We start from the raw sequence: 22714 nt of genomic DNA on the forward strand, positions 1-22714 counted from the left end.
AGGAACAGGAAGAAGAAGGCAGGTGGCTCCCTGATGGCCGAACAGTTCGTCGGCTCCGGCTGGTCGTTCCCGCTGCGCATCGGGCCCACCGGCGGGATCGCCCTGGTCAGCGGCGAGCAGGAGGTCGAGGAGGCCATGCGGCTCATCCTGGCCACCGCCCCCGGCGAGCGGCCCATGCGGCCCGAGTTCGGCTGCGCCATCCACGACCTGGTCTTCGCCCCGGTCAACGAGCAGACCGCAGGACGCATCCAGCACGAGGTGTACACCACCCTGGACCGCTGGGAGCCGCGCATCGAGGTCCAGGACGTCGAGGTCAGCACCGGCGACGGCCAGAACGTCCTCTTCATCGACGTCCGCTACTCGATCCGCGGCACCAACAACCCGCGCAGTCTCGTCTTCCCGTTCTACGTCATCCCCTCCCACGACGAGCCTGACCTCCCCGACGGTCCCGCCGGACCCGCAGGCCTCCCGGGCTCTCCCGAAAGCGACCGCTGATGCCCCTGCCCTCCCCCAACCTCGACGACCGCCGCTTCCAGCAGTTCGTCGACGACGCCAAGCGCTACATCCAGCAGCGCGCCCCGGAGTGGACCGACCACAACGTCTCCGACCCCGGCATCACCCTCGTCGAGACCCTCGCCCACATGGCCGACCAGATCGTCTACCGCCTCAACCGGGTCCCGGACAAGAACCACCTCGCCTTCCTCGACCTCGTCGGCATCACCCTCTTCCCGCCCTCCGCCGCCCGTACGGACGTCACCTTCTGGCTGTCCGCACCGCAGGAGGACACGATCCTGGTCCCGGTCGGCACCGAGGTCGCCACGCTGCGCACCGAACGCGACGAGGCCGTCGTCTTCGCCACCGAGCGCGACCTGAACGTCGTACCGTGCACGCTCAGCCACCTGGTGGTGCAGCACCGCGGCGAGGCCGTCACCGACCGCACCACGGACCTCGCCGAGAGCAAGGACGTCATGTGCTTCGCCGAGGGACCGGGCCCCGGCGACTGCATGCTCATCGGCCTCACCTCGGCCACCCCGCACTGCGCGCTCGCCCTCGAACTCGACAGCCGCGTCGACGGCGTCGGCGTCGACCCCCGCCAGCCGCCGCTGGTCTGGGAGGCCTGGACGGAGGACGGCTGGCAGTCCTGCGAGGTCGACCGCGACGGCACCGGCGGCCTCAACCGCCCCGGCGACATCGTGCTCCACATCCCCGGCGGGCACGTCCTGTCCCGCAACGGCGGCCACGAGGCCGGCTGGATCCGCTGCCGGGTCACCGACCCGCTGCCCGGCCAGCCCTTCTACACCACCTCGCCGACCATCCGCTCCGCCGAGGCCTACACCATCGGCGGCACCACCGGCACCGTCCACGCCGAGACCGTGTACGACGAGTCCCTGGGCGAGTCCACCGGCCTGCCCGGGCAGCGGCTCAAGCTCGAGCACGCCCCCGTCGTCGCCGACGACCCGCCCGTCCTCCTCCAGACCGCCGCCGACGACGGCTGGCAGGACTGGCAGGTCGTCCCGCACTTCTCGGGCTCGCACCCCAACGACCACCACATCACCCTGGACGCCGCCACCGGCGAGATCGCCTTCGGCCCCGCCGTCCGCGAGGCCGACGGCACCCTGCGCCAGTACGGCACCGTCGCACCCAAGGGCGCCGTCATCCGGGCCCGCCGCTACCGCACCGGCGGCGGCCGGGCCGGCAACGTGGCCCGCGGCGCCGTACAGGTGCTGCGCACCTCCATCCCGTACGTCTCCGAGGTCGTCAACCGCGAAGCCGCCCGCGGCGGCGTCGACGGCGAGACCGTCGAGGAGGCGAAGCTGCGGGCCCCGATCACCCTGCGCGCGCAGGAACGCGCGGTCACCCTGCGCGACTACGAGGAACTCGCCCGCCGCGCCGCCCCCGAGACCGCCCGCATCACCTGCCTCGAGGGCCAGGAGAACGAGTACGGCGCCCAGGCCGTCCGCGTCCTCGTGGTCCCCCAGGCCGTCCCCGACCCCGGCGGCCGGCTCCGCTTCGAACAACTCGTCCCGGGCGACGCCCTCCTGAGCCGCATCACCCGCCACCTCGACGAACGCCGCCTCATCGGCACCCGGCTCGCCGTCGGCCCGCCCTATTACCAGGGCGTCACCGTCGTCGCCACCGTCCACGCCTTCCGGCACGTCGACGCCGACCGCGTACGCCGCCAGACCCACGACGCCCTCTACCGCCACCTCGACCCGCTCACCGGCGGCGCCGACGGCAAGGGCTGGCCCTTCGGACGCCCCGTGCAGACCGGCGAGGTCTTCGCCGTGCTCCAGCGGGTGCCCGGCGTCGAACTCGTCGACGAGGTCGTCCTGCACCCCGCCGACCCCCTCACCGGCAAGCGCGGCGACCCCACCGACCGCATCGACCTCGAACCGCCCGCGCTGGTCTTCTCCTTCGACCACCGGGTCCGAGTGATCGGCGACGGCGCGTGAGCGCCGCCGCGTCGTACCGGGGCTCCGTCGACGGACTCGGCTCCTCGCTGCCCATCGGCACGATGCTGCCGGCCGTCTTCGCCGACGACGACCTCGCCCTGCGCTTCGTCGGCGGGCTCGACGACGTCATCGCCCCCATCCTGAACGTCCTGGACTGCCTGGACACCTACTTCGACCCCGCGCTCACCCCGGCCGACTTCGCCCAGTGGCTCGGCACCTGGGTCGGCGCCGAGACCGACGGCACCGAACCCGAGGACCGGCTGCGCGCCGCCGTCGCCGCCGCCGCCCGGCTGCACCGCGTACGCGGCACCCGGCAGGGCCTGTCCGAGGCCGTACTGCTCGCGTTCGGCGTCGAACCCGACATCACCGAGAGCGGCGGCGCCGAATGGAACGCCCGCCCCCTCGGCCCGTTCCCCGGCCGGCCCCGCCCCCACCTGCACGTCACCCTCCGGCTGCCCGACCCGGCCCCGGCGGACACCCACCGCCTGGACGCCCTCGTCGCCGCCGCCCGCCCCGCCCACATGCCCTACACGGTCGAAGTGACCGCCTCCGAAAGGACCCCGGAGAGATGACCACGCAGAACTGCGCCGAGTGCGGAACGCGCGCGGAACCGGGCCAGTCCTTCTGCGACGCGTGCGGCGCCGTACTGAGCTGGGACCAGGCCGGCGCCCGCACCGCCCAGCCCGCGGCCGCCACGTCCGAACAGAAGCCCGGCTTCGACGCCTTCGGCGGTGCGGGCGTAGCCCCGGCCCGCGCGGGCCGCTCGGCCACCGCGGGCTCCGCTGACGACACCCGCGAACCGGCCGGCGCCATCGGGGACAACCCGACGACGCCCCAGCCGCGCCGCCCGGCGGACGCCGCAGACGGGACACCCGACGCGGACCGCACCGACCACGCGGCGAACGCCGCGGGGAGCGCCGGAAACGCGCACCCGACCGCGAGCGGCGGAACCACAGGAGCAGCCGCGGGAGCCGCGGGAGCCGGGGCAGTCGCCGCCGCGGGCGCCGCACCCGCCGCTCGCACCCCCGACACCGACGAGACCGCCCCCACCACCCCCCTGGCGTCCGCCCCGGCCCCGAACGCCCTCACCGACACCATGTCCGACCGGGCCCGCTCCCTCCTCGTCCCCGTCGCCGACCCGGAGGCCCCCGCCCCGGCCGCGCCGCCCGCCGTACCCCCCGTCCTGCCCGGCCGCCCCGACGCCGACCGGCCGCAGGTCCGCGCCCCCGGCCACCAGCCGGACATCGCCAACGGCCCGCCCTGCCCGTGGTGCTCCACCCCCAACCGCCCCGACCGCCACTACTGCGCCCGCTGCGCGATGCCCCTGACCGGCACCGGCGAGCAGTCCACCGCGCCCGCCCCCTGGTGGCGCCGCCTCTTCGGCGGGCGGCGCCGCGAGACCCCGTGGGCCGGCGACCGCCCCCGTCTGCGCCGCGTCTTCGACCGCATCGGCACCTGGATCACCGTCCTCGTCGTGGTCACCCTGGCCGTCCTCGGCTTCGTCTACATCCCCGACGGCGTCCAGAACACCCGCGACCACTTCGCCAAGCGCGCCCCGGTCTCCCCGGACGGGATCACCGCCTCGCACTCCTACACCGGCCACAAGCCGCAGCTCGTCATCGACAAGCTCAGCAACACCTGGTGGGGCCCGGGCATCTCGCAGTCCGGCCAGGGCGAATGGATCGAGGCCACCTTCACCGAGCCGACCCGCCTGCTGGACGTGATCATCACGCCCGGTGTCTCCTCCCGCGCCGACAAGCTCCAGGAGTCGGCCCTGCCCCACCGCATCAAGGCGACGATCACCACGAAGGACGGCAAGACCAAGACCCGCGATCTCACCCTCGACCAGGGCGCCGGCGGCCAGCGGCGCCCGTTCCGGGTCGGCGAGGTCACCAAGGTCCGCTTCACCATCGAGTCGGCCCACGCGGCGTCCGCCAACAAGCAGGTGGCCATCGCCGAGATCGAGTTCTTCGGCCCGTCCAGCGCCAACCGCTCCTGACCGCCCCCGGGCCCTGCCGCCGACCGGACAGGGCCCGGGAACCGACCCCCCGGGTCCCGTCCGGTCGGCGGCAGAACCCGGAATCACCCGGAGAACACGGGCCGCCCGCCCGAATGGACGCCACACCATGCGCCCCGGGACGGGCCGCCGGAGGCTGAGGCCATGCCCTCAGCACGAGCGATATCCACCGCCGTCCTGCTGTCCACGGCCACCCTGCTCGCCTCCTGTCTGACGGCCTGCGCGCCGGCGGCACAGGACGGCGACCGGCGCGGCGACAGCGGCACGGCCACCGACGAACAAGCGATGAGCGGATTCCGCGGCCAGTCCCTGGACTGGAAGGACTGCCCCGCCCCCGCTCCCGTCCAGGGCGGCGGAGAGGCCCCCGGAGCACTCCCCGACGGCACCAGGTGGCAGTGCGGCACCCTGCGGGCCCCGCTGGACTGGAAGAACCCCTCCGGCGACTCGATCGGCATCGAACTGATCCGGGCCCGCGCCAGCGGCGACCCGGACGACCGGATCGGCTCGCTGCTCTTCAACTTCGGCGGCCCCGGCGGCTCCGGAATCACCACCCTGCCCGGCCTCGCCCCCGACTACGACAAGCTCCGCACCCGCTACGACCTCGTGAGCTTCGACCCGCGCGGCGTCGGCAACAGCCGCGGCGTGCGCTGCCTGGACGCCGGCCTCCCCGACGAGGAGGAGGTGGACGAGACGCCCGACGACGGCGGCGACGAGACCAACGCACTCGTCGAGTTCAACCGGGAAACGGCCGCCGCCTGCAAGAAGAACTCCGGCGACGTCCTCCCCTACGTCGGCACCACCCAGGCCGCCCAGGACATGGACCTGATGCGGCAGGTCCTCGGCGACGAGAAACTCCACTACTTCGGGATCTCGTACGGCACCGAACTCGGCGGCGTGTACGCCCACCTCTTCCCGAAGAACGTCGGCCGCGCCGTACTCGACGGCGTCGTCGACCCCACCCACGACATGATGCAGGAAGCCCTCGGACAGGCCGCCGGATTCCAGCTCGCCTTCGAGCACTTCGCCACCTGGTGCGCCGAACAGGGCTGCGCCCTCGGCTCCGACGCCGAGGCGATCGTGGACGCCACCGTCGCCCTCGAGGAAGCCCTCGACGACACCCCGCTCCCCGCCTCCGACGGAGGCGAACTCGACGGCGACGAACTCATCGACGCCATCAGCGGTTCGCTCTACCGGCAGGACTACTGGCCCGCGCTCCGCGTCGCCCTGGAGGCGGCGGCCGACGACGACGGCGACATCCTCCAGGACCTCGCCGAGGCCCTGGGCCAGCACGGCGCCGGCGGCGACACGGACTCCGACTCCGACTCCGACGACACCGACCCGGACGAAAGCAACGAGGACGACGCCTTCAGAGCCATCACCTGCGACGACTCCAGCGACCGCTACACCGTCGCCGACGTCCAGTCCCGCCTGCCGGACTTCCTCGAGGCCTCCCCCCTCTTCGGCCCCGGCCTGGCCTGGAGCGCCCTGTCCTGCGACGGCTGGCCGGTCCCGGGCGCGGCCCGCCACCCCGAGGTCAGCGCCCCGGGCGCACCCCCGGTCCTCCTCGTCGGCAACACCGGCGACCCCGCCACCCCGTACGAGGGCGCGGCCCGCATGGCGGAACGCCTCGGCAAGGCCGTGGGCGTCGAGCTGACCTACGAGGGCGAGGGCCACGGCGCCTACGACAGCGGCAACACCTGCGTCCAGAACGCCGTCAACGCCTACCTGCTGAACGGAAAGCTCCCCAAGAGCGGCACGACCTGCGAGGCGGAACCGCTGCCGGAAGGCAAGTAGTCACGAAGCCGCGAAGAACCGCCGACGCCCCCGCGATCCAAGATCGTGGGGGCGCTTCCGCGGTAAGGGCAGAGCCCCCTGTCGGATTCGAACCGACGACCTTCGCTTTACAAGAGCGGCGCTCTGACCAGCTGAGCTAAGGAGGCACTCGCGCGGCGGCGCGCGCGCAGGCTGCTCCACTGTACACAGAGCCGGTGAACGATGGGATTCGAAAATTTCGGCGAAGTTCACACCCCCGCAGGTACTGACAGACCAGGTGAACGCCAGGTACCGTCCTGCCCAGCTTCACTCGCGTGGACTACACCACCACCTTCCTACAACGGATCGTCCGGCACGTTCCTGCCGGTAGAAGGGGGCCCATCACCATGGCCACTGTTACGTTCGACAAGGCAACCCGCGTCTACCCGGGTTCCACGAAGCCCGCCGTCGACGGTCTCGACATCGACATCGAGGACGGCGAGTTCCTCGTCCTGGTCGGCCCGTCCGGTTGTGGCAAGTCCACCTCGCTCCGCATGCTCGCGGGGCTCGAGGACGTCAACGGCGGCGCCATCCGCATCGGTGACCGCGACGTGACGCACCTGCCGCCGAAGGACCGGGACATCGCCATGGTGTTCCAGAACTACGCGCTGTACCCGCACATGTCGGTCGCCGACAACATGGGCTTCGCCCTCAAGATCGCGGGCGTCAACAAGGCGGAGATCCGGAAGAAGGTCGAGGAGGCCGCGAAGATCCTCGACCTCAGCGAGTACCTGGACCGCAAGCCGAAGGCGCTCTCCGGTGGTCAGCGCCAGCGTGTGGCGATGGGCCGCGCGATCGTGCGTGAGCCGCAGGTGTTCCTCATGGACGAGCCGCTGTCCAACCTGGACGCCAAGCTCCGTGTCTCCACCCGTACGCAGATCGCCTCGCTCCAGCGCCGCCTGGGCATCACCACCGTCTACGTCACCCACGACCAGGTCGAGGCCATGACGATGGGCGACCGCGTGGCGGTCCTCAAGGACGGTCTGCTCCAGCAGGTCGACACCCCGCGGAACATGTACGACAAGCCCGCGAACCTCTTCGTCGCCGGCTTCATCGGCTCCCCGGCCATGAACCTGGTCGAGGTCCCGATCACCGACGGCGGCGTGAAGTTCGGCAACAGCGTCGTCCCGGTCAACCGCGACGCCCTGAAGGCCGCCTCCGACAAGGGCGACCGCACGGTCACCGTCGGCGTCCGCCCCGAGCACTTCGACGTGGTGGAGCTGAACGGCGGCGCGGCCAAGACCCTGTCGAAGGAGGCCGACGACGCCCCGGCCGGTCTCGCGGTCTCGGTGAACGTCGTCGAGGAGACCGGCGCCGACGGCTACGTCTACGGCTCGGTCGAGGTCGGCGGCGAGACGAAGGACCTCGTGGTCCGTGTCAGCAGCCGCGCGGTGCCGGACAAGGGTGCGACCGTCCACGTCGTGCCGCGTCCGGGCGAGGCCCACGTGTTCTCGTCCTCCACGGGCGAGCGTCTGACCGACTGACGGGCCGAGAGCCCGTGGCGCGGGAAACCCCGTGCTGAGAAACCACGCGACCGGGTGATTTCACCCGCGTTGACGAAAAGAGCCCCGCGGCCTGCTGTGGGGCTCTTTTCGTTGTCGACAAATACCCCGGCACACCGGACTTTTCGACCAGCGTTCGTCAACGCCCTACCCCGTTCCGGGCCACCCTTCATCCCCGAAAGGGTGACTAAATGTCGCCAAATCATTACCGGGCGCTACCCTCACTCGCGTGAAGCACTCCGTGAAGCACTCCACCGCCCGACAGACGCGACGCGGCCGGGGCCCCGCCCGCCGGATCGGCCGCTCTCTCGCCTTCGTCCTGCCCGTCGTCCTGGTGCTCTCCGGGACCCTCGCGGTCACCCGGGTCAACTGGTCCGGGGATCCCTCGGACTCGGTGCTCGCCGCGTCGGAGGCCTCCTCGTCCAAGGCCTCCTCCCGGGCCGCGGCCCGCGCGCCGCACGAGGTGCTGCGCGACCGGCTGCTGACCGAGCTGCAGGAGGAGGACCCGGGCGTCGCCCTGACCCACCTCCAGCAGGCCGTGAACGAGCGCCCGTCGCTGGCCGACCACTGCGCGACCATCGCCCGCGCCCTCGGCCGCGCCGCGGTGAAGGTGTACGGCCCGACGCGCGCCCAGTCGTACGCCCGCCCCGTGTGCGACACCGCCTTCGCCTCGGGCGTCCTGGCGGCGCACGGCTGAGGACCCTCCGGTGGCCGGTGGGGCGCCGCGTACAGTTCGGGCATGACCGATCCGAACGCCGCGTCCCGCCGCCCCGTTCAAGCCGTCGTCCTGGCCGGTGGGCAGGGTTCCCGGCTGCGCCCCTACACCGACGACCGGCCCAAGCCGATGGTCGAGATCCCGGGCACGGGGACTCCGATCATCGGCCATCAGCTCACCTGGCTCGCCGAGGAGGGCGTGACGGACGTCGTGGTGTCCTGCGGGCATCTGGCCGAGGTGCTGCAGAAGTGGCTGGAGAGCGCCGACCTGCCGCTGTCCGTCACCACCGTCGTGGAGACCGAGCCTCTCGGCCGCGGCGGCGGCCTCAAGTACGCCGCCGCGCACCTGCCGCACCCGGACCGGCCCTGGTATGCCACCAACGGCGACATCTGGACCCGTTTCTCGCTGCGCGACATGGCCGACTTCCACGCCGAGCGGGACGCCGTCGCGACCCTCGCCCTGGCCCGCCCGCGCCTGCCGTGGGGCGCCGTGCAGACGGACGGCTTCGGTCACATCACCGACTTCATCGAGGCACCGCCGTCGACCTTCGAGATCAACGCCGGTGTGTACGTCTTCTCGTCCGCCTTCGCCGCGATGCTCCCGGAGCGCGGTGACCACGAGCGGACCACGTTCCCGAGGCTGGCCCGCGAGCGCCGGCTGTCCGGTTTCCCGATCCCGCAGGGCTCCTACTGGCGCGCGATCGACACCGCGAAGGACCTGACGGAGGCGGCCCGCGAACTGGCGGCCCTGGCAGGCCGCTGAGGCCTCCCTCGCCGCCCCGTCGTACGCGTACGCGGAAGGGCCCCGCACGTCGCCGTGCGGGGCCCTTTCCGGTACTGCGTGACCGTCCGGCGGGCTAGCCCAGGAGACCGCCGACGAGTCGGCCGCCGGGCTCACCGGTGGACGACGAACCGCCGCCGTCACCGCTCCCGGTGCCGCCGCCTGTGGAGCCCCCGCTGCCGCCCGACGTCGTGCCGCCCGCGGTCGGTCCCGCCGTGGTGCTCGGCGCCTGGTCGGCCGGGGAGGACTGCCGCGGCGGGGCCTGGCCCGTGGTGCCCTGGGTCTGGCTGGGCGTACCGCCGGTGGCGTCGGTGCTGCCGCTGTCGCGGGTCGCTCCCGGAGTGGTCGCGGCGTCCTTGGAGGGGGTGGCCGCGCCGCTGGTGGCGCCCTGGGTGGGGGAGGCGGAGGCCTCCGGGGACGAGGTCCTCGGCTTGCGGGTGCCGGGCTCCTGCGGGAGCGGTGAGCCGGGCAGTTCGTTGCGCGGGGCCTCGCCGGGCCCGGGCACGACCACCCGGTCGGCGTCCCGGACGGCACCGCCGAGCACCGAGCCGACCAGGAGGGTCACCCCGGCGACGAGGAAGGTGACGAGCGCGCCGCGGCGCAGGACGTAGCGGCGCAGGTCCCAGATGTCGGCGCGCGGGCCGAGCCGGCGCCAGGCCCCGCCCGCGAGTCTGCCGTCCACGGAGTAGACGGGGGCGCCGGCGATGATCAGCGGGGACCAGGCGGCGAGGTAGATGATGTCGGGCGCGTCGTAGACCGGGACGCTCTTCCAGCTGACGGTGACCAGCAGCGCGGCGGACAGGGTCGCGCCGACGACGGCGGCCACGCGCTGCCAGCAGCCGAGGACGGTGAGGACGCCCACGAGGACCTGGAGGAAGGCGATGACGAGTCCGGCGCCGACGGGGTGGGCGAGGGCGAACTGACGCAGCGGTTCGGCGACGTCCCAGGGGTGCAGGGCGTTGAGCCACTTGACCATGGAGCCGCGTTCGCCGCCGTCGAAGTAGACGGGGTCGCAGAGCTTGCCCATGCCGGCGTAGATGGAGATGAAGCCGAGGAAGACGCGCAGCGGCAGCAGCACGACGCCGAGGTTCATGCGGCGGCCGGGGAAGTAGGCGTGCCGCGCGGGGTCGTCGGTACGGCGCCTGCTGCGCGGCTCGCCCGGATCCGGGTCGTCGCCGTAGCCGTCGTGGCCGTCGTGGCCGTCTGCTGGGGACCCGAAGTCGTCGGTGCCGTAGGCGGGTTGGTCGTAGCCGGGTTCGTCGTAGGCGCTGCCGACGGGGCGCATGGCGGGCAGCAGCCGGGTGCCGTCGGGGACGGGGCCGCGCTGGGCGCCGACGAGCGGCGTCTCGAGCGTCTGGGTGGCGGGGCCGTCGTCGTAGCCCAGGGGGCCGCCGTCGATGTCGACCCGGGGGATGACCTGCGTGGCGCCGGCGTCGGCGGAGAGGTCGGCGCCCGGGTCCACGGCGTGGCGACCGGCTCCCGCCCGCACCGCCTGTAGCAGCCGGTGCGCGCCGGTGTCGTCCGGGTCGGACCGCCCGCTCCACACGACGGCGCGGCGACGGCCTGCGGCCGGTGCTGCGGGCATGCGGGCGGTGTCCTGGGTGGCGCTCAGGTGCCGCGCGATCCGCGGGGACTGGGTCCGCCGGGCGGAGGCACCGAACTGCACGCGGAAACTCGCGTGGTTGACGATGACCTGGGCCGGATCGCTCGGCACCTTCACCATGCTCAGCGCGGGAGCGTCGTCGTATCCCGACGAGCGGTCCCCCGTGGGTGTGCGGGGTGTTCTGGTGTCCACACTCATCTAACCGAGTGATGTGTCGTTAGGACACTGCCTTGACCACCCGGAACTGTCCGGACAGCGTCAACCGCGTCCGGACCGCCCGGAACACCCCGTATGGGGGACGGAGTCGGACACCCGTTCCCCCCTCGGCCTCACGCCCGCCGACGCGCCGCCTCGTACAGCACGATCCCCGCCGCCACACCGGCATTGAGGGACTCGGCCCCGCCCGGCATCGGGATGCGGACTCGGTGGTCGCAGGTTTCGCCGACGAGTCGGGACAGGCCCTTGCCCTCGCTGCCCACGACGACGACCACGGGACCGTCCAGGGCCGCCAGGTCGCCGAGTTCGGCCTCGCCGTCGGCGGCGAGGCCGACGACCGTGATACCGGCCTTCTGGTACGACTCGAGCGCCCGGGTGAGGTTGGTGGCGCGCGCCACCGGCGTACGGGCGGCCGTGCCGGCGGACGTCTTCCACGCGCCCGCCGTCATGCCGGCCGCGCGCCGCTCGGGCACGACGACGCCGTGGCCGCCGAAGGCGGAGACGGAGCGGACGACGGCACCGAGGTTGCGCGGGTCGGTCACGCCGTCGAGGGCGACGATCAGCGGGTCCACGCCCTCGTCGTGGGCGGCGGCGACCAGGTCCTCGGGGTGCGCGTACTCGTACGGCGGGACCTGGAGCACGAGCCCCTGGTGGTTCAGCCCGTTGGTCATCCGGTCCAGCTCGGGACGCGGCGCCTCCATCAGGTTGATCCCGCCGCGCTCGGCGGCGAGCTGGAGGGCCTCGCGGACCCGCTCGTCGTTGTCGATGAACTGCTGGACGTAGAGCGTGGAGGCGGGCACGCCCTCGCGCAGTGCCTCGTAGACGGGGTTGCGGCCGACGACCAGCTCGGACGTCGACCTGCCGCCGCCGCGCCGCTGCTGCGGGCGGCCGCCCGTGGTACGGCGCGCCTTCGCGTTGGCGGCGCGCTGCTTGGCGTGCCCCTTGCGCATCTCGGCGGGGGGCGTCGGCCCCTTGCCTTCCAGGCCCCGGCGTCGCTTGCCGCCGCTGCCGACCTGCGCGCCCTTCTTGCCGGACATGCGGCGGTTGTTCGCGGCCATGAGTTACCTGTCTCCGCTTCTCTGCGTCTCTACGGGGGTGCTGCGTGATGCTTGCGTCTTATGCAGTGTGCCGCCCGGAGGGCCGGGCGGCACAATCGATCTACGGGACCGGCCTTCGGCGCCCGGCCGGTTCAGCGGGAGCCGAGGCTCCAGCGGGGCCCCTGCGGGCTGTCCTCGATGACCAGACCGGACTGCCCGAGCTGGTCGCGGATGGCGTCGGCGGTGGCCCAGTCCTTGCGCGCCCGCGCGGCCTCCCGCTGCTCCAGGACGAGGCGTACGAGCCCGTCGACGACGTGCCGCAGGTCCTCGCCCTGCTCCTGCTCCCCGGCCCAGTGCGGGGCCAGCGGGTCGAGCCCGAGCACGCCGAGCATGGCCCGCACCTCGGCGAGGCGGGCGACCGCGGCGTCCTTGTCGTCGGCCGCCAGCGCGCTGTTGCCCTGCCGGACGGTGGTGTGCACGATCGCGAGGGCCTGCGGGACGCCCAGGTCGTCGTCCATGGCCTCGGCGAAGGCGGGCGGCACCTCGGCGGCGGGCTCGACGGTCCGGCCGGCCAGTTCGGTGACGCGCTGCACGAAGCCCTCGATCCGCGCGTACGCGGACTCGGCCTCGCGCAGGGACTCCTCGCTGTACTCGATGGTGGAGCGGTAGTGCGGGGTGCCGAGGTAGTACCGCAGGACGACCGGCCGCCACTGCTTGACCATCTCGCTGACGAGCACACTGTTGCCGAGCGACTTCGACATCTTCTCGCCGCTCATGGTGACCCAGGCGTTGTGCACCCAGTACCGGGCGAAGGCGTCGCCGAAGCCCTTGGCCTGCGCGATCTCGTTCTCGTGGTGCGGGAAGATGAGATCGATCCCGCCCCCGTGGATGTCGAATTCGCTCCCCAGGTACTTGTGCGCCATGGCGGAGCACTCCAGGTGCCACCCGGGACGGCCCCGCCCCCACGGCGTCTCCCAGCTCGGCTCCCCGGGCTTGGCCGCCTTCCACATGGCGAAGTCGCGCAGGTCCCGCTTGCCGGTCTCGCCGTCCTCGGAGGGCTGGCGCAGGTCGTCGATGTCCTGGTTCGACAGCGACAGGTAGCCCGGCAGGGACCGTACGTCGAAGTAGACGTTGCCCTCGGCCTCGTAGGCGTGCCCGCGCTCGATGAGCCCGCGCATCATCTCCACCATCTCGGTGATGTGTCCCGTGGCGCGCGGTTCGTACGTCGGCGGCAGGCACCCGAGGGCGTCGTAGGCGTCGTTGAACGCCCGCTCGTTCTCGTACCCGATGGACCACCAGGGGCGCTTCTGCTCGGCCGCCTTCCTGATGATCTTGTCGTCGATGTCGGTGACGTTGCGGATGAACGTGACGTCGTAGCCGCGGTACGCGAACCAGCGGCGCATGATGTCGAAGTTCAGCCCCGACCGGATGTGCCCGATGTGCGGGGCGGCCTGCACGGTGGCACCACACAGGTAGATCGAGACACAGCCCGGTACGAGGGGGGCGAAGTCACGAATCTGCCGGGCGCTGGTGTCGTACAGGCGAATAGTCACGAGGTCCAGGGTAGTAGGCGCCGGGCACTGCCACGGGCACACGGCCCGCGTTGTTGCCGGACCGAGCTTTTCCCCCACCGCGAGGCACCGAGCCGCCTTCCCCACCCTGCCCGACCACCCGACCGAGTCGGGTGGTGGGTGGGCATAGGCCGGGGTCCAGGGGCGGAGCCCCTGGCGGGGCGCGGGGCAGAGCCCCGCACGGCACGCCGCACGCCGCACGCCGCCCGCCCCCCAACCGTCACCGCCGGCCCGGAGTCACCCCACCCGCACAACCAACGCCGTGGCCACCGCCATCAGCCCCTCCCCCCGCCCGGGAAACCCCAGCCCGTCCGTCGTCGCCCCCGACACGGACACCGGCGCCCCCACCGCCGCCGAAAGAACCTCCTGCGCCTCCCCCCGCCGCTTGCCGATCTTCGGCCGCGGCCCGACCACCTGCACCGCCACGTTCCCGATCCGGAACCCCGCCGCCCGCACGATCCGCGCCGCCTCCGCCAGCAGCGTCACCCCCGGCGCCCCGGACCACTCCGGCCGCCCGGTGCCGAAGTGCTGCCCCAGGTCCCCGACCCCCGCCGCGGAGAACAACGCGTTGCACGCCGCGTGCGCGACGACGTCCGCGTCGGAGTGCCCGGCGAGCCCGGCCCCCTCGCCCTCCCACTTGAGCCCGGCGCACCACAGCTCACGCCCGTCCTCGAAGGCGTGAATGTCCGTACCGATCCCGACCTGCGGCAGCACAGGGAACCCGCCCGTCTCGGCAACCCCAGAACCCCCAGAACCCCCAGAACCCTCAGAACCCATCGTTCAGCCTCCGTCGCGCCAGGACCGCCTCCGCGAGCACCAGGTCGAGAGGGCGCGTCACCTTGAACGCCTCCTCGTGCCCCGGCACCACCACCACCGCGAGCCCGAGCTGCTCGACCATGCTCGCGTCGTCCGTGACGTTCTCGGTCACCGTCCCGTGGGCCCGCACCAGCGTCCCCCGGTCGAACCCCTGCGGCGTCTGCACCGCCCGCAACCGTGCCCGTTCCGGCGTCGCCACCACCGGCTCGGGATCGCCCGGCACCTCGGCGGGCTCGACCTGCTTGACCGTGTCGGCGAGCGGCACCGCCGGCACCACCGCGGGCGCGCCCTCGCGTACGGCGTCGATCACGGCGTCCACCGTGTCCACCGGCACCAGGGGCCGGGCCGCGTCGTGCACGAGGACGATGTCGTACTCGGGCGGCAGCGCGTCCAGACCGAGCCGTACGGACTCCTGCCGCGACTCGCCGCCGGGCACCACGAGGAAGTCCGTCCTCTCGGGCAGCGCGTGCGCGTCGAGGAGGCTCTTGACCTCGGCCGAGCCGTCGGGCGGGGCGACGACCACGACGAGGGAGACCCCGCGGGAGGCGGCCATCGCCCGGACCGCGTGGATGAGCATGGGCGTGCCGCCCAGCGCGCGGAGGGCCTTCGGGGCGCCCGGGCCGAGCCGTACGCCCCGGCCGGCGGCCGGAATCACGGCGGCGGTCCTGGTGTGCGTACGGTCCTCGACGGACGTCTCAGGAGACGTCTCGGCAGACGTCTGGGCAGACGTCTCCGCGGGCGAGGGACGCGATTCGTCAGACATCGGTTCCTGTCAGGTTTGTGTGCTCGACCTAGTTGGGTATGGCCTCACCGTGCCGGGCGCGACGCCTTGACCGGACCCTTCCGTGACCCTGGTCGAGCCAGCAGCCCGGGCCCGGCACGCCAGGACCCGGGGAAAGCCTCCCGGGATGAGCGTACGAGGATCATCGGCTTCCGGGCGTCCGGACGCGGGAAACCGAATCCGGGTACGAACATGCCGCAGCGCCCGGCGACAGTGGAGATGTCATCGGGCACCGCGGCATTTCAGTGCGCTGAACCGAGTGGGTGACGGTCTGCGCCTCGCCCCGGATCCTGTCGGATCAGGAGGCGAGCACCTCGTCGAGCAGGGCCTCCGCCTTGTCCTCGTTGGTGTTCTCCGCGAGAGCCAGCTCGCTCACCAGGATCTGGCGGGCCTTGGCGAGCATGCGCTTCTCACCGGCGGAGAGTCCGCGCTCGCGCTCGCGGCGCCACAGGTCGCGTACGACTTCCGCGACCTTGATGACGTCGCCGGAGGCGAGCTTCTCCAGGTTTGCCTTGTAACGACGCGACCAGTTCGTGGGCTCCTCGGCGTACGGCGCGCGCAGCACCTCGAAGACCCGGTCCAGCCCGTCCTGACCGACCACATCACGTACGCCGACGAACTCCGCATTGTCCGCTGGCACACGTACCGTCAGGTCGCCCTGAGCGACCTTCAGCACCAAGTAGGTCTTGTCCACGCCTTTGATCTGGCGAGTTTCGATAGCCTCGATCAGCGCGGCCCCGTGATGGGGATAGACCACGGTGTCGCCAACCTTGAACGTCATGTGACAGGTACCCCTTCCGTGGCTATCCAGGGTAACACGGAAACGGCGTCTTCTGAATGGCGTTTTCGCAGGTCAGGGCATATCTCGGGGCTTGACAACAGCGACAGGAACGTGCTGCGCCGGGCGAGCGGAAGAAAGTATTCGCAGGTCGGAGCGGCTCTTCAGGCCGGGCGAAACACGCACGTCACACGCTTCCGGAGCCCTCGCCTCGTGCCCGAAGATCCCGATATGTCCGGTTCCGCGTGTGCGACTTCCGCTACTCCGTTCGGTGGCCGTGGCGCGCTTCCGGACGATTCCGGAATTGATCACGACGCGCCACGGGCCGGCCCGCCTGTGATCAATTTCCGGGCCCTCCCGCGCATTCCTTCACGGAAATTTCGCGTACCGATCCACGACCGGTATGGCGGAGCGCTTCGTGCGTGAATGGCGGACGAGTACGCGCCGCAAATCGACTGGGGAACGGGCCCCGGAAGCGGCGCGCCGCGCACCCCGCCTACACCCCCGCCCGCACCCCGCACCTACCGCCTGGCGAGCGAAGCCGGGCGTCTTCGGGGAGGGTCGGGTGCGGCGGCCCGAGAACGGCTCGGTAGCCTAAGGCCGCTGACAGCCACTTAGGGCGGCTTTATCCGTTGCCGCCGCCAACGCTCGAGTCCAAGGAGTTGCCGCCGCCGTGAGCAGCAGCCTTCGACGCGGTGCCCTCGCCGCCGCCGCCATCGCGTTCTCGATCGCCTCGCTCGCCGCGTGCGGTGCCGGTCACAACGCCCAGACGCTGGAGATCAAGCCGGACAACGCTGCGACGACCGTCGGCGACATCAAGGTCCAGAACGCGGTCGTCATCACGCAGCCCGACCTGGAGTCGACCGGCCCGGCCGTGGTCTCCGCCACCCTGTTCAACAACGGCAGGACGGACCAGAAGCTCGAGTCCATCACCGTGGCCGGCACCGGCAAGTCCGCCGAGCTGAAGCCCGCCAAGGGCGAGAAGGGCGACCTGACCGTCCCGGCCGGGGGCTCCCTGGTCCTCGGCGGCAAGGACAACGCCGCCGCCGTCCTGCCCAGCAGTCGCGAGGCGATCCAGGACGGCAACGCGCAGAAGATCACCTTCTCCTTCAGCGAGACCGGCGACGTGAGCCTGCGCGCCTTCGTCGTGCCCGCCGAGAGCTTCTTCACCGACTGGGGCCCCAGCGACGTCCCGGCGGCCCCGGGCGCGTCGGGCCGGCCCTCGACGGAGAACTCCGGCGAGCCCGCGGACGGCGAGACGGCCGACGGTGCCGAGGGCACCGAGGGCACCGGTGAGCCCACCGGGGACGCGAACGAGACCGGAGCCGCCACGAACGGCACCGAGGCCGGAACCGGAACCGGCACGGATACCGAGACCGGTACCGGTACCGGTACCGGCGACTCGCAGGAGACCGGCAGCACCGGTCACTGAGACCGCACGGCGAAGGGCGGGGCCTCCGGAAGAGGTCCCGCCCTTCGCCGTACGCGTACACGCCGGGCCGCGCCGGGCGGCCGGAACGATCCGCCCGATCCGCCCGACCCGGCGTGCGGCCGCTCTACGGCTCGAACTTGTAGCCGAGCCCGCGCACCGTCACCAGGTACCGCGGCGCGCCCGGGTCGGGCTCGATCTTGGCGCGCAGCCGCTTGACGTGGACGTCGAGGGTCTTGGTGTCACCGACGTAGTCGGCACCCCACACCCGGTCGATCAGCTGCATGCGGGTCAGCACGCGGCCGGCGTTGCGCAGCAGCATCTCCAGCAGGTCGAACTCCTTCAGCGGCAGGTCGACCTTGGTGCCGCCGACGGTCACCACGTGCCGGTCGACGTCCATGCGGACGGGACCGGCCTCCAGGGCGGCGGGCGCGACCTCCTCCGGCTCGCCGCGGCGGCGCAGTACGGCACGGATGCGAGCGACCAGCTCGCGGGAGGAGAAGGGCTTGGTGACGTAGTCGTCGGCCCCTATCTCCAGCCCGACAACCTTGTCGATCTCGCTGTCCTTGGCGGTCACCATGATCACGGGGACATTGGAGCGGCCGCGCAGCTGGCGGCACACCTCCGTGCCCGGCAGGCCGGGCAGCATCAGGTCGAGGAGCACGAGGTCGGCGCCATTGCGCTCGAACTCGTCGAGTCCGTCGGGGCCGGTGGTCGCCACGGCGACCTCGAAGCCCTCCTTGCGGAGCATGTACGACAGGACGTCGGAGAAGGACTCCTCGTCCTCGACGACGAGCACACGGGTCACGGAAGGACCTCCGGGGCGGGAAGCGTTTCGTACGGGGATGTATCGGGGGATGAGAGGGACCGCTCGGTCTCGTCGCTGAGTCCGGCGCGGTCGGAACGCTGCTGAGCGCGGTCGCGGGCCCGGCCCGCCTCCGGCAGTCGCAGGGTGAAGGTGGAGCCCTGGCCTTCGGCGCTCCACACCGTGACCTCCCCGCCGTGCGAGGCGACCACGTGCTTGACGATCGCGAGACCCAGACCGGTGCCTCCGGTGGCCCGGGAGCGGGCCGGGTCGACGCGGTAGAAGCGCTCGAAGACGCGCTCCTTGTCCTTCTCCGAGATGCCGATGCCCTGGTCGGTCACGGCGATCTCGACCAGGTCGCCGCCGGGGGCGGCGACGCGGCGGGCCGCTATGCCGACGCGGGTGCGGGCCGGTGAGTAGTTGACGGCGTTCTCGACGAGGTTGCCGAGGGCCGCGGCGAGCTGGCCGCGGTTGCCGCGTACGCGCAGATCCGCCGTTCCTCCGGCGGCCATGGTGATCTGCTTGCCGCCGGCCGCCTGCCGGCAGCGGTCGACGGCCTCGGCGACCAGTTCCTCCACCCGGACGGGCTCGGCGTCGTCGAGGGGGTCGTCGTTCTGGACCCGGGAGAGGTCGATGAGTTCCTGTACGAGGTTGGTGAGCCGGGTCGCCTCGATCTGCATGCGTCCGGCGAACCGTTCCACCGCCTCGGGATCGTCCGAGGCGTCCATGACGGCCTCGGAGAGCAGGGAGAGCGCCCCGACCGGCGTCTTCAGCTCGTGGCTCACATTGGCGACGAAGTCGCGGCGTACGGCCTCGATGCGACGGGCCTCGGTGAGGTCCTCGACCAGCAGCAGCACCAGCCGCGACCCGAGGGGCGCGACGCGTGCGGACACGGCGAGCGCCTCTCCGCGCCCCGTCCCCCGCCTGGGCAGATCCAGCTCGACCTGCCGTATCTCCCCGTCCCGCCGTGTGTCCCGGGCCATCTGCAGCATGGGTTCGACGGCGAGCTTGCCGCCCCGGACCAGGCCGAGGGCGTACGCCGCCGAGCTGGCCTTGACCACCGCGTCGGCCTCGTCGAGGACGACCGCGGAGGACCTGAGCACCGACAGGACGGTGTCCACGCCGGGCGGGAGCACCGGGTCGGTGTGCAGGGAGGTGCGGGTGGGGCGGTTCTGGTCGCGCTCGCTCCAGCGGAACGCCAGCATGGCGATGACGCCGGTGAGCACTCCGGCGATCGCTGCCGCTGCGGCGACCGCCGCGTTCACGTCCATGTCTCCAGGTTAGGCATGGCGAACGTCCCTGCCCCAGCCATCGGGGTGCGACCTCGAACACTCGTCGCCCAGAGTTCACCTTGGAGCCAGTGATGGTTCATTTGGGGTGCCGGAAACGGACGCGTACAGGCCGGAACGTGTAAGCGTGGGGGCACGGCGAGGGGCAGTGGGCCGGTGCTGGGCCGGTAGGGCCGGTACAGCCGGTGCGAGCCCCCTAAACGTACGTACGAGAGGGAATCCTGATGCGGGACGCGTACCACGAGGAACTTGATTCGATCGGTGACGGTCTGGTGGAGATGGCCCGGCTGGTCGGGTCGGCCATCGGACGCGCCACGACCGCGATCCTCGACTCCGACCTGAAGCTGGCCGAGGCGGTCATCGAGGCCGACCAGAAGGTCGACGACCTCCAGCACGAGCTGGAGGCCCGGGCGATAACCCTGCTGGCCCGGCAGCAGCCGGTGGCGACGGACCTGCGCATCGTCGTCACCTCGCTGCGGATGTCCGCCGACCTGGAGCGCTCGGGCGACCTGGCCCAGCACGTGGCCAAGCTGGCCCGGCTGCGCTACCCGGAGCGGGCGGTGCCGCACGACCTGCACGCGACCATCCTGGAGATGGGCCAGCTCGCGCAGCGCCTGATGGCGAAGGCCGCCGAGGTGATCATCACCAAGGACGTCGACCTGGCCCTCCAGCTGGAGCAGGACGACGACGCGATGGACCTGCTGCACCGCGGTCTCTTCCAGCACCTGATGGACGACCGCTGGAAGCACGGCATCGAGACGGCGGTCGACGTGACCCTGCTGGGCCGCTACTACGAGCGCTGCGCCGACCACGCCGTCGCGGTCGCCAAGCGGGTCGTCTACCTGGTCACCGGCGAACACGCGGACGACCTCCAGGCGGACATCCAGCCGGCGACGCAGGTCGAGGGGGCCTGACCCCGCCTGCGCGGGAGCGGACCGGGGGCGCGCGTTCGCCCCAGTGCGCCGTTGATGCGACGGCCGCTGGGGGCGTGCAATGGACCCAGGCACCAGCTTCCAGGAGGAACCATGGCCGATTCCCCCAGCACGAAGCCCGACCCCGCGCAGGAACGTCCCACCGAGCAGCCCACCGACATCCGCGAGCTGCCGCTGATCGCCGCGTGCGGCTGCGGCTCGGGCTGCGGCTGCGGCTGCCAGTCGGGCAACCCCTGTCAGTGCGGCTGACGCGGTAGCGGCAAAGGCACCGCGCGGCGGTACTACGGCGCTAGTACGGCGGTCGGGCCGACCCCGACCGCCCTACGCCCGCACGCCCACGCGCCCTCATTCCCACGCGTCCTCATGCCCTCGCATAGGTGTCGCGTCGTCCCACTTGAGTACGGGTACTCAGGCCTCGCAGCCCGCGCCCGTCCGACCCTGGAGACAGGAAGCCGGACCAAGCCGACGCACGGGAGCCCGAGAGCCGATGAAGACCACCAGCCCGATACGCACCCTGACCCGCCTGGCCGTCGCCAACCGCGTCTCGGCGGTCTACCTGGCCCTGGTCGGCGGCGCGATGGCGACCGCCGCGGCGGTACCCCTCTTCGCGACCAGCCCCGACGCGTCCCTCATCTGGGTCTGGCCGGCCCTTTTCACCTTCCCGGCCTTCGGCTTCGTGGCCTGGCTCGGCGAGGCGGGCTGGGGCGGCAACGCCCCGACGTGGTTCCTCATCGGCGGCATCGCCCTCTCGGCGCTGATCCAGTCGCTGGCGCTGGGGACGGTGTGGCGGACCCTGCGGGGACGCCGGGACACCCGTGGACGGCTGACGCCCGCGAGCTGACGCCGGCGGCCCCTGAGCCACCGCACCGAGCTGTCCCGAGGCGATCGACGGGTGCCAGAGTGGGGCCCATGACGGCACCTGAAGCCACGGTCGTGGCGGTCCAAGAAGTCGAGGACATCGCGGTGGAGGGACTGCGGTGGCTGATCGGGGCGGCCCGCGAGACCCCGGGCGGAGGCCTCGGCTGGCCGACGAAACCGTCGGACGACGCCCTCGAACCGATGCTCTACAACGGCACGGCGGGCAACATCCCCGTACTCCTGGAGGCGTGGCGGCACTTCGGCGACGACTCCTACGCCGACACCGCCCTGCGCGCGGCCCGCAGCCTCGCGGACGCGGTCGACGACGTCGACGACGACTCCCTGTACTTCGGCCGCACGGGGATGGCGCTGGCCCTGCGCGCCGTCCACGACGAACTCGGCGACACGGCCTCCGCCGCCGCCGCGGACCGCGCGCTGAAGGTCGTACGCTCCCGCTTCGACGGCACCCGCTGGGGCGAGCTGTTCGAGCTGATGGGCGGCAACGCGGGCATCGGCCTCGGCGCGCTGGTGGCCGGGGACGCGGAGCTGGCCGTCCTCGCCGTGGAGCCGTACCTGCGCACGGCGGAGCAGACCGCGAACGGCGTCCACTGGCCCCACCGCCCGGGCACCGACGGTCGCATGCACCACATCTCGCACGGCACGCTGGGCACCGCCCTGGCCCTGGCCCGGATCGGCGCGGCCACCGGCCGTACGGACCTGCTCGACCTGGCGCTGACCGCTGTGGCGGGCGTCGTGGCGCGTGACGAGGCGGGCCCGGAGGGCTTCCTGGTCCCGCACTCCACCCCGCGGTTCCTCCCCGACCTCATCGCGCGCATCAGCTACGGCTGGTGCCACGGCCCGGCCGGCGACGCCCAGGTCTTCCGCACCCTCAGGGACGTCACCTCCGACCCCGCCTGGACCGCCCTGGCCGACCGCTGCTGGCACACGGTCACCCACTCCGGCCTGCCCGAGCGGCTGCGCCCCGGCTTCTGGGACAACAACGGCCGCTGCTGCGGCACCGCGGGCGTCCTGGCCCTGGCCTGCGACCGGATCGCCGAGCAGCAGGACGCGTTCGACTTCGCGGACGTCCTGGTCACGGACCTCGTCACCCGCGCGACCCGGGACACCGAGGGCGTCCGCTGGTCCAACGTCGAACTCGGGCCGCCCCCACGCGACCTCGAACCGCAGCCCGGCTGGGCGATGGGCAACGCGGGCATCGTCCGCGAACTGCTCCGCTACGTTCGCCTGACCCGGGGCGGCAGCCCGCGGTACGTGTTCACCTGGCCGGACCAGCCCCCGGTGCCGGCCTGACCGAACCGG

21 protein-coding genes and 1 tRNA gene are annotated in these 22714 nt (G+C 72.4%); 13 read left to right on the forward strand and 9 right to left on the reverse strand.

Annotated elements, in window-relative coordinates; all coding sequences use genetic code 11:
* Nucleotides 1–33: 33 nt before the first annotated feature.
* The 5 genes from ACGH7X_RS17735 (at nt 34) to ACGH7X_RS17755 (ending at nt 6264) form a co-directional block, all read left to right on the forward strand.
* Nucleotides 34–495, forward strand: a complete 462-nt coding sequence (locus ACGH7X_RS17735; RefSeq protein ID WP_399886321.1) for a GPW/gp25 family protein — start codon at nt 34–36, stop codon at nt 493–495.
* Entirely contained in the window at nt 495–2453 is a 1959-nt protein-coding gene (locus ACGH7X_RS17740; RefSeq protein ID WP_399886322.1) for a putative baseplate assembly protein, read from the forward strand. The genes ACGH7X_RS17735 and ACGH7X_RS17740 overlap by 1 nt, the downstream gene beginning before the upstream one ends.
* Nucleotides 2454–2515: 62 nt before the next feature.
* A complete protein-coding gene (locus ACGH7X_RS17745) occupies nt 2516–3025 on the forward strand; it encodes a phage tail protein (protein ID WP_399897130.1) in 510 nt (169 codons plus the stop codon).
* Nucleotides 3022–4452 carry an NADase-type glycan-binding domain-containing protein gene (locus ACGH7X_RS17750; protein ID WP_399886323.1) on the forward strand — a complete coding sequence of 477 codons (1431 nt, stop codon included), beginning with the start codon at nt 3022–3024 and terminating at the stop codon, nt 4450–4452. The genes ACGH7X_RS17745 and ACGH7X_RS17750 overlap by 4 nt, the downstream gene beginning before the upstream one ends.
* A 162-nt stretch (nt 4453–4614) precedes the next feature.
* Nucleotides 4615–6264: an alpha/beta hydrolase gene (locus ACGH7X_RS17755; protein WP_399886324.1), complete on the forward strand. Its 1650-nt coding sequence runs from the start codon at nt 4615–4617 to the stop codon at nt 6262–6264.
* Nucleotides 6265–6336: 72 nt separating this feature from the next.
* On the opposite strand, the gene ACGH7X_RS17760 is transcribed toward ACGH7X_RS17755, so the two are convergent.
* Nucleotides 6337–6410: transfer RNA gene (locus tag ACGH7X_RS17760), tRNA-Thr, on the reverse strand.
* A 219-nt stretch (nt 6411–6629) separates the two neighbouring features.
* Here ACGH7X_RS17760 and msiK point away from each other — a divergent pair.
* From msiK to ACGH7X_RS17775, 3 genes are all read left to right on the forward strand, one after another.
* Nucleotides 6630–7766 (forward strand): diacetylchitobiose ABC transporter ATP-binding protein MsiK, encoded by a 1137-nt coding sequence (msiK, locus tag ACGH7X_RS17765; protein WP_399886325.1) that lies wholly within the window; start codon nt 6630–6632, stop codon nt 7764–7766.
* 259 nt (nt 7767–8025) lie between these two features.
* Nucleotides 8026–8481: a hypothetical protein gene (locus ACGH7X_RS17770; protein ID WP_399897133.1), complete on the forward strand. Its 456-nt coding sequence runs from the start codon at nt 8026–8028 to the stop codon at nt 8479–8481.
* Nucleotides 8482–8523: 42 nt separating this feature from the next.
* Nucleotides 8524–9261 (forward strand): NDP-sugar synthase, encoded by a 738-nt coding sequence (locus ACGH7X_RS17775; protein WP_399886326.1) that lies wholly within the window; start codon nt 8524–8526, stop codon nt 9259–9261.
* A gap of 94 nt (nt 9262–9355) precedes the next feature.
* Here ACGH7X_RS17775 and ACGH7X_RS17780 read toward each other — a convergent pair whose 3' ends face one another.
* From ACGH7X_RS17780 to ACGH7X_RS17805, 6 genes are all read right to left on the reverse strand, one after another.
* The gene (locus ACGH7X_RS17780; RefSeq protein WP_399886327.1) at nt 9356–11080 is read right to left on the reverse strand and encodes a DoxX family membrane protein; all 1725 of its coding nucleotides are present in this window, start codon (nt 11078–11080) and stop codon (nt 9356–9358) included.
* A gap of 131 nt (nt 11081–11211) precedes the next feature.
* Nucleotides 11212–12156, reverse strand: a complete 945-nt coding sequence (gene rlmB / locus ACGH7X_RS17785) for a 23S rRNA (guanosine(2251)-2'-O)-methyltransferase RlmB (RefSeq protein ID WP_399886328.1) — start codon at nt 12154–12156, stop codon at nt 11212–11214.
* A gap of 131 nt (nt 12157–12287) precedes the next feature.
* The gene (gene cysS, locus ACGH7X_RS17790) at nt 12288–13688 is read right to left on the reverse strand and encodes a cysteine--tRNA ligase (RefSeq protein WP_399886329.1); all 1401 of its coding nucleotides are present in this window, start codon (nt 13686–13688) and stop codon (nt 12288–12290) included.
* A 255-nt stretch (nt 13689–13943) separates the two neighbouring features.
* Nucleotides 13944–14483: a 2-C-methyl-D-erythritol 2,4-cyclodiphosphate synthase gene (gene ispF / locus ACGH7X_RS17795; protein WP_399886330.1), complete on the reverse strand. Its 540-nt coding sequence runs from the start codon at nt 14481–14483 to the stop codon at nt 13944–13946.
* Complete coding sequence (gene ispD, locus ACGH7X_RS17800) at nt 14473–15285, reverse strand: 2-C-methyl-D-erythritol 4-phosphate cytidylyltransferase (RefSeq protein WP_399886332.1); 813 nt, start codon at nt 15283–15285, stop codon at nt 14473–14475. The genes ispF and ispD overlap by 11 nt, the downstream gene beginning before the upstream one ends.
* A gap of 316 nt (nt 15286–15601) precedes the next feature.
* A complete protein-coding gene (locus ACGH7X_RS17805; RefSeq protein WP_003953493.1) occupies nt 15602–16084 on the reverse strand; it encodes a CarD family transcriptional regulator in 483 nt (160 codons plus the stop codon).
* A 670-nt stretch (nt 16085–16754) separates the two neighbouring features.
* Between ACGH7X_RS17805 and ACGH7X_RS17810 the strand changes: the two genes are divergently transcribed.
* Nucleotides 16755–17513, forward strand: a complete 759-nt coding sequence (locus tag ACGH7X_RS17810) for a DUF461 domain-containing protein (protein WP_399886333.1) — start codon at nt 16755–16757, stop codon at nt 17511–17513.
* Between the two features lie 124 nt (nt 17514–17637).
* Here the strand turns inward: ACGH7X_RS17810 and ACGH7X_RS17815 are convergent, their stop codons facing one another.
* Together ACGH7X_RS17815 and ACGH7X_RS17820 are read right to left on the reverse strand one after the other, a co-directional pair.
* Nucleotides 17638–18318, reverse strand: coding sequence for a response regulator transcription factor (locus tag ACGH7X_RS17815; RefSeq protein WP_043381903.1), 681 nt, complete (start codon nt 18316–18318; stop codon nt 17638–17640).
* Nucleotides 18315–19586 carry a sensor histidine kinase gene (locus ACGH7X_RS17820; RefSeq protein WP_399886334.1) on the reverse strand — a complete coding sequence of 424 codons (1272 nt, stop codon included), beginning with the start codon at nt 19584–19586 and terminating at the stop codon, nt 18315–18317. Before ACGH7X_RS17820 ends, ACGH7X_RS17815 begins: the two co-directional genes overlap by 4 nt.
* 242 nt (nt 19587–19828) lie before the next feature.
* On the opposite strand from ACGH7X_RS17820, the gene phoU reads away from it, so the two are divergent.
* From phoU to ACGH7X_RS17840, 4 genes are all read left to right on the forward strand, one after another.
* Nucleotides 19829–20518, forward strand: a complete 690-nt coding sequence (phoU, locus tag ACGH7X_RS17825) for a phosphate signaling complex protein PhoU (RefSeq protein WP_217167220.1) — start codon at nt 19829–19831, stop codon at nt 20516–20518.
* 111 nt (nt 20519–20629) lie between these two features.
* Nucleotides 20630–20785 (forward strand): hypothetical protein, encoded by a 156-nt coding sequence (locus ACGH7X_RS17830; protein ID WP_217167221.1) that lies wholly within the window; start codon nt 20630–20632, stop codon nt 20783–20785.
* 238 nt (nt 20786–21023) lie between these two features.
* The gene (locus ACGH7X_RS17835; RefSeq protein ID WP_399886335.1) at nt 21024–21377 is read left to right on the forward strand and encodes an SCO4225 family membrane protein; all 354 of its coding nucleotides are present in this window, start codon (nt 21024–21026) and stop codon (nt 21375–21377) included.
* Between the two features lie 68 nt (nt 21378–21445).
* On the forward strand, nt 21446–22705 hold the full coding sequence (locus ACGH7X_RS17840) for a lanthionine synthetase LanC family protein (RefSeq protein ID WP_399886336.1): 1260 nt from the start codon (nt 21446–21448) through the stop codon (nt 22703–22705).
* The last annotated feature ends 9 nt before the right edge of the window (nt 22706–22714 follow it).

The sequence above is a fragment of the Streptomyces sp. BBFR51 genome (assembly GCF_044591655.1).
Lineage (GTDB): Bacteria > Actinomycetota > Actinomycetes > Streptomycetales > Streptomycetaceae > Streptomyces.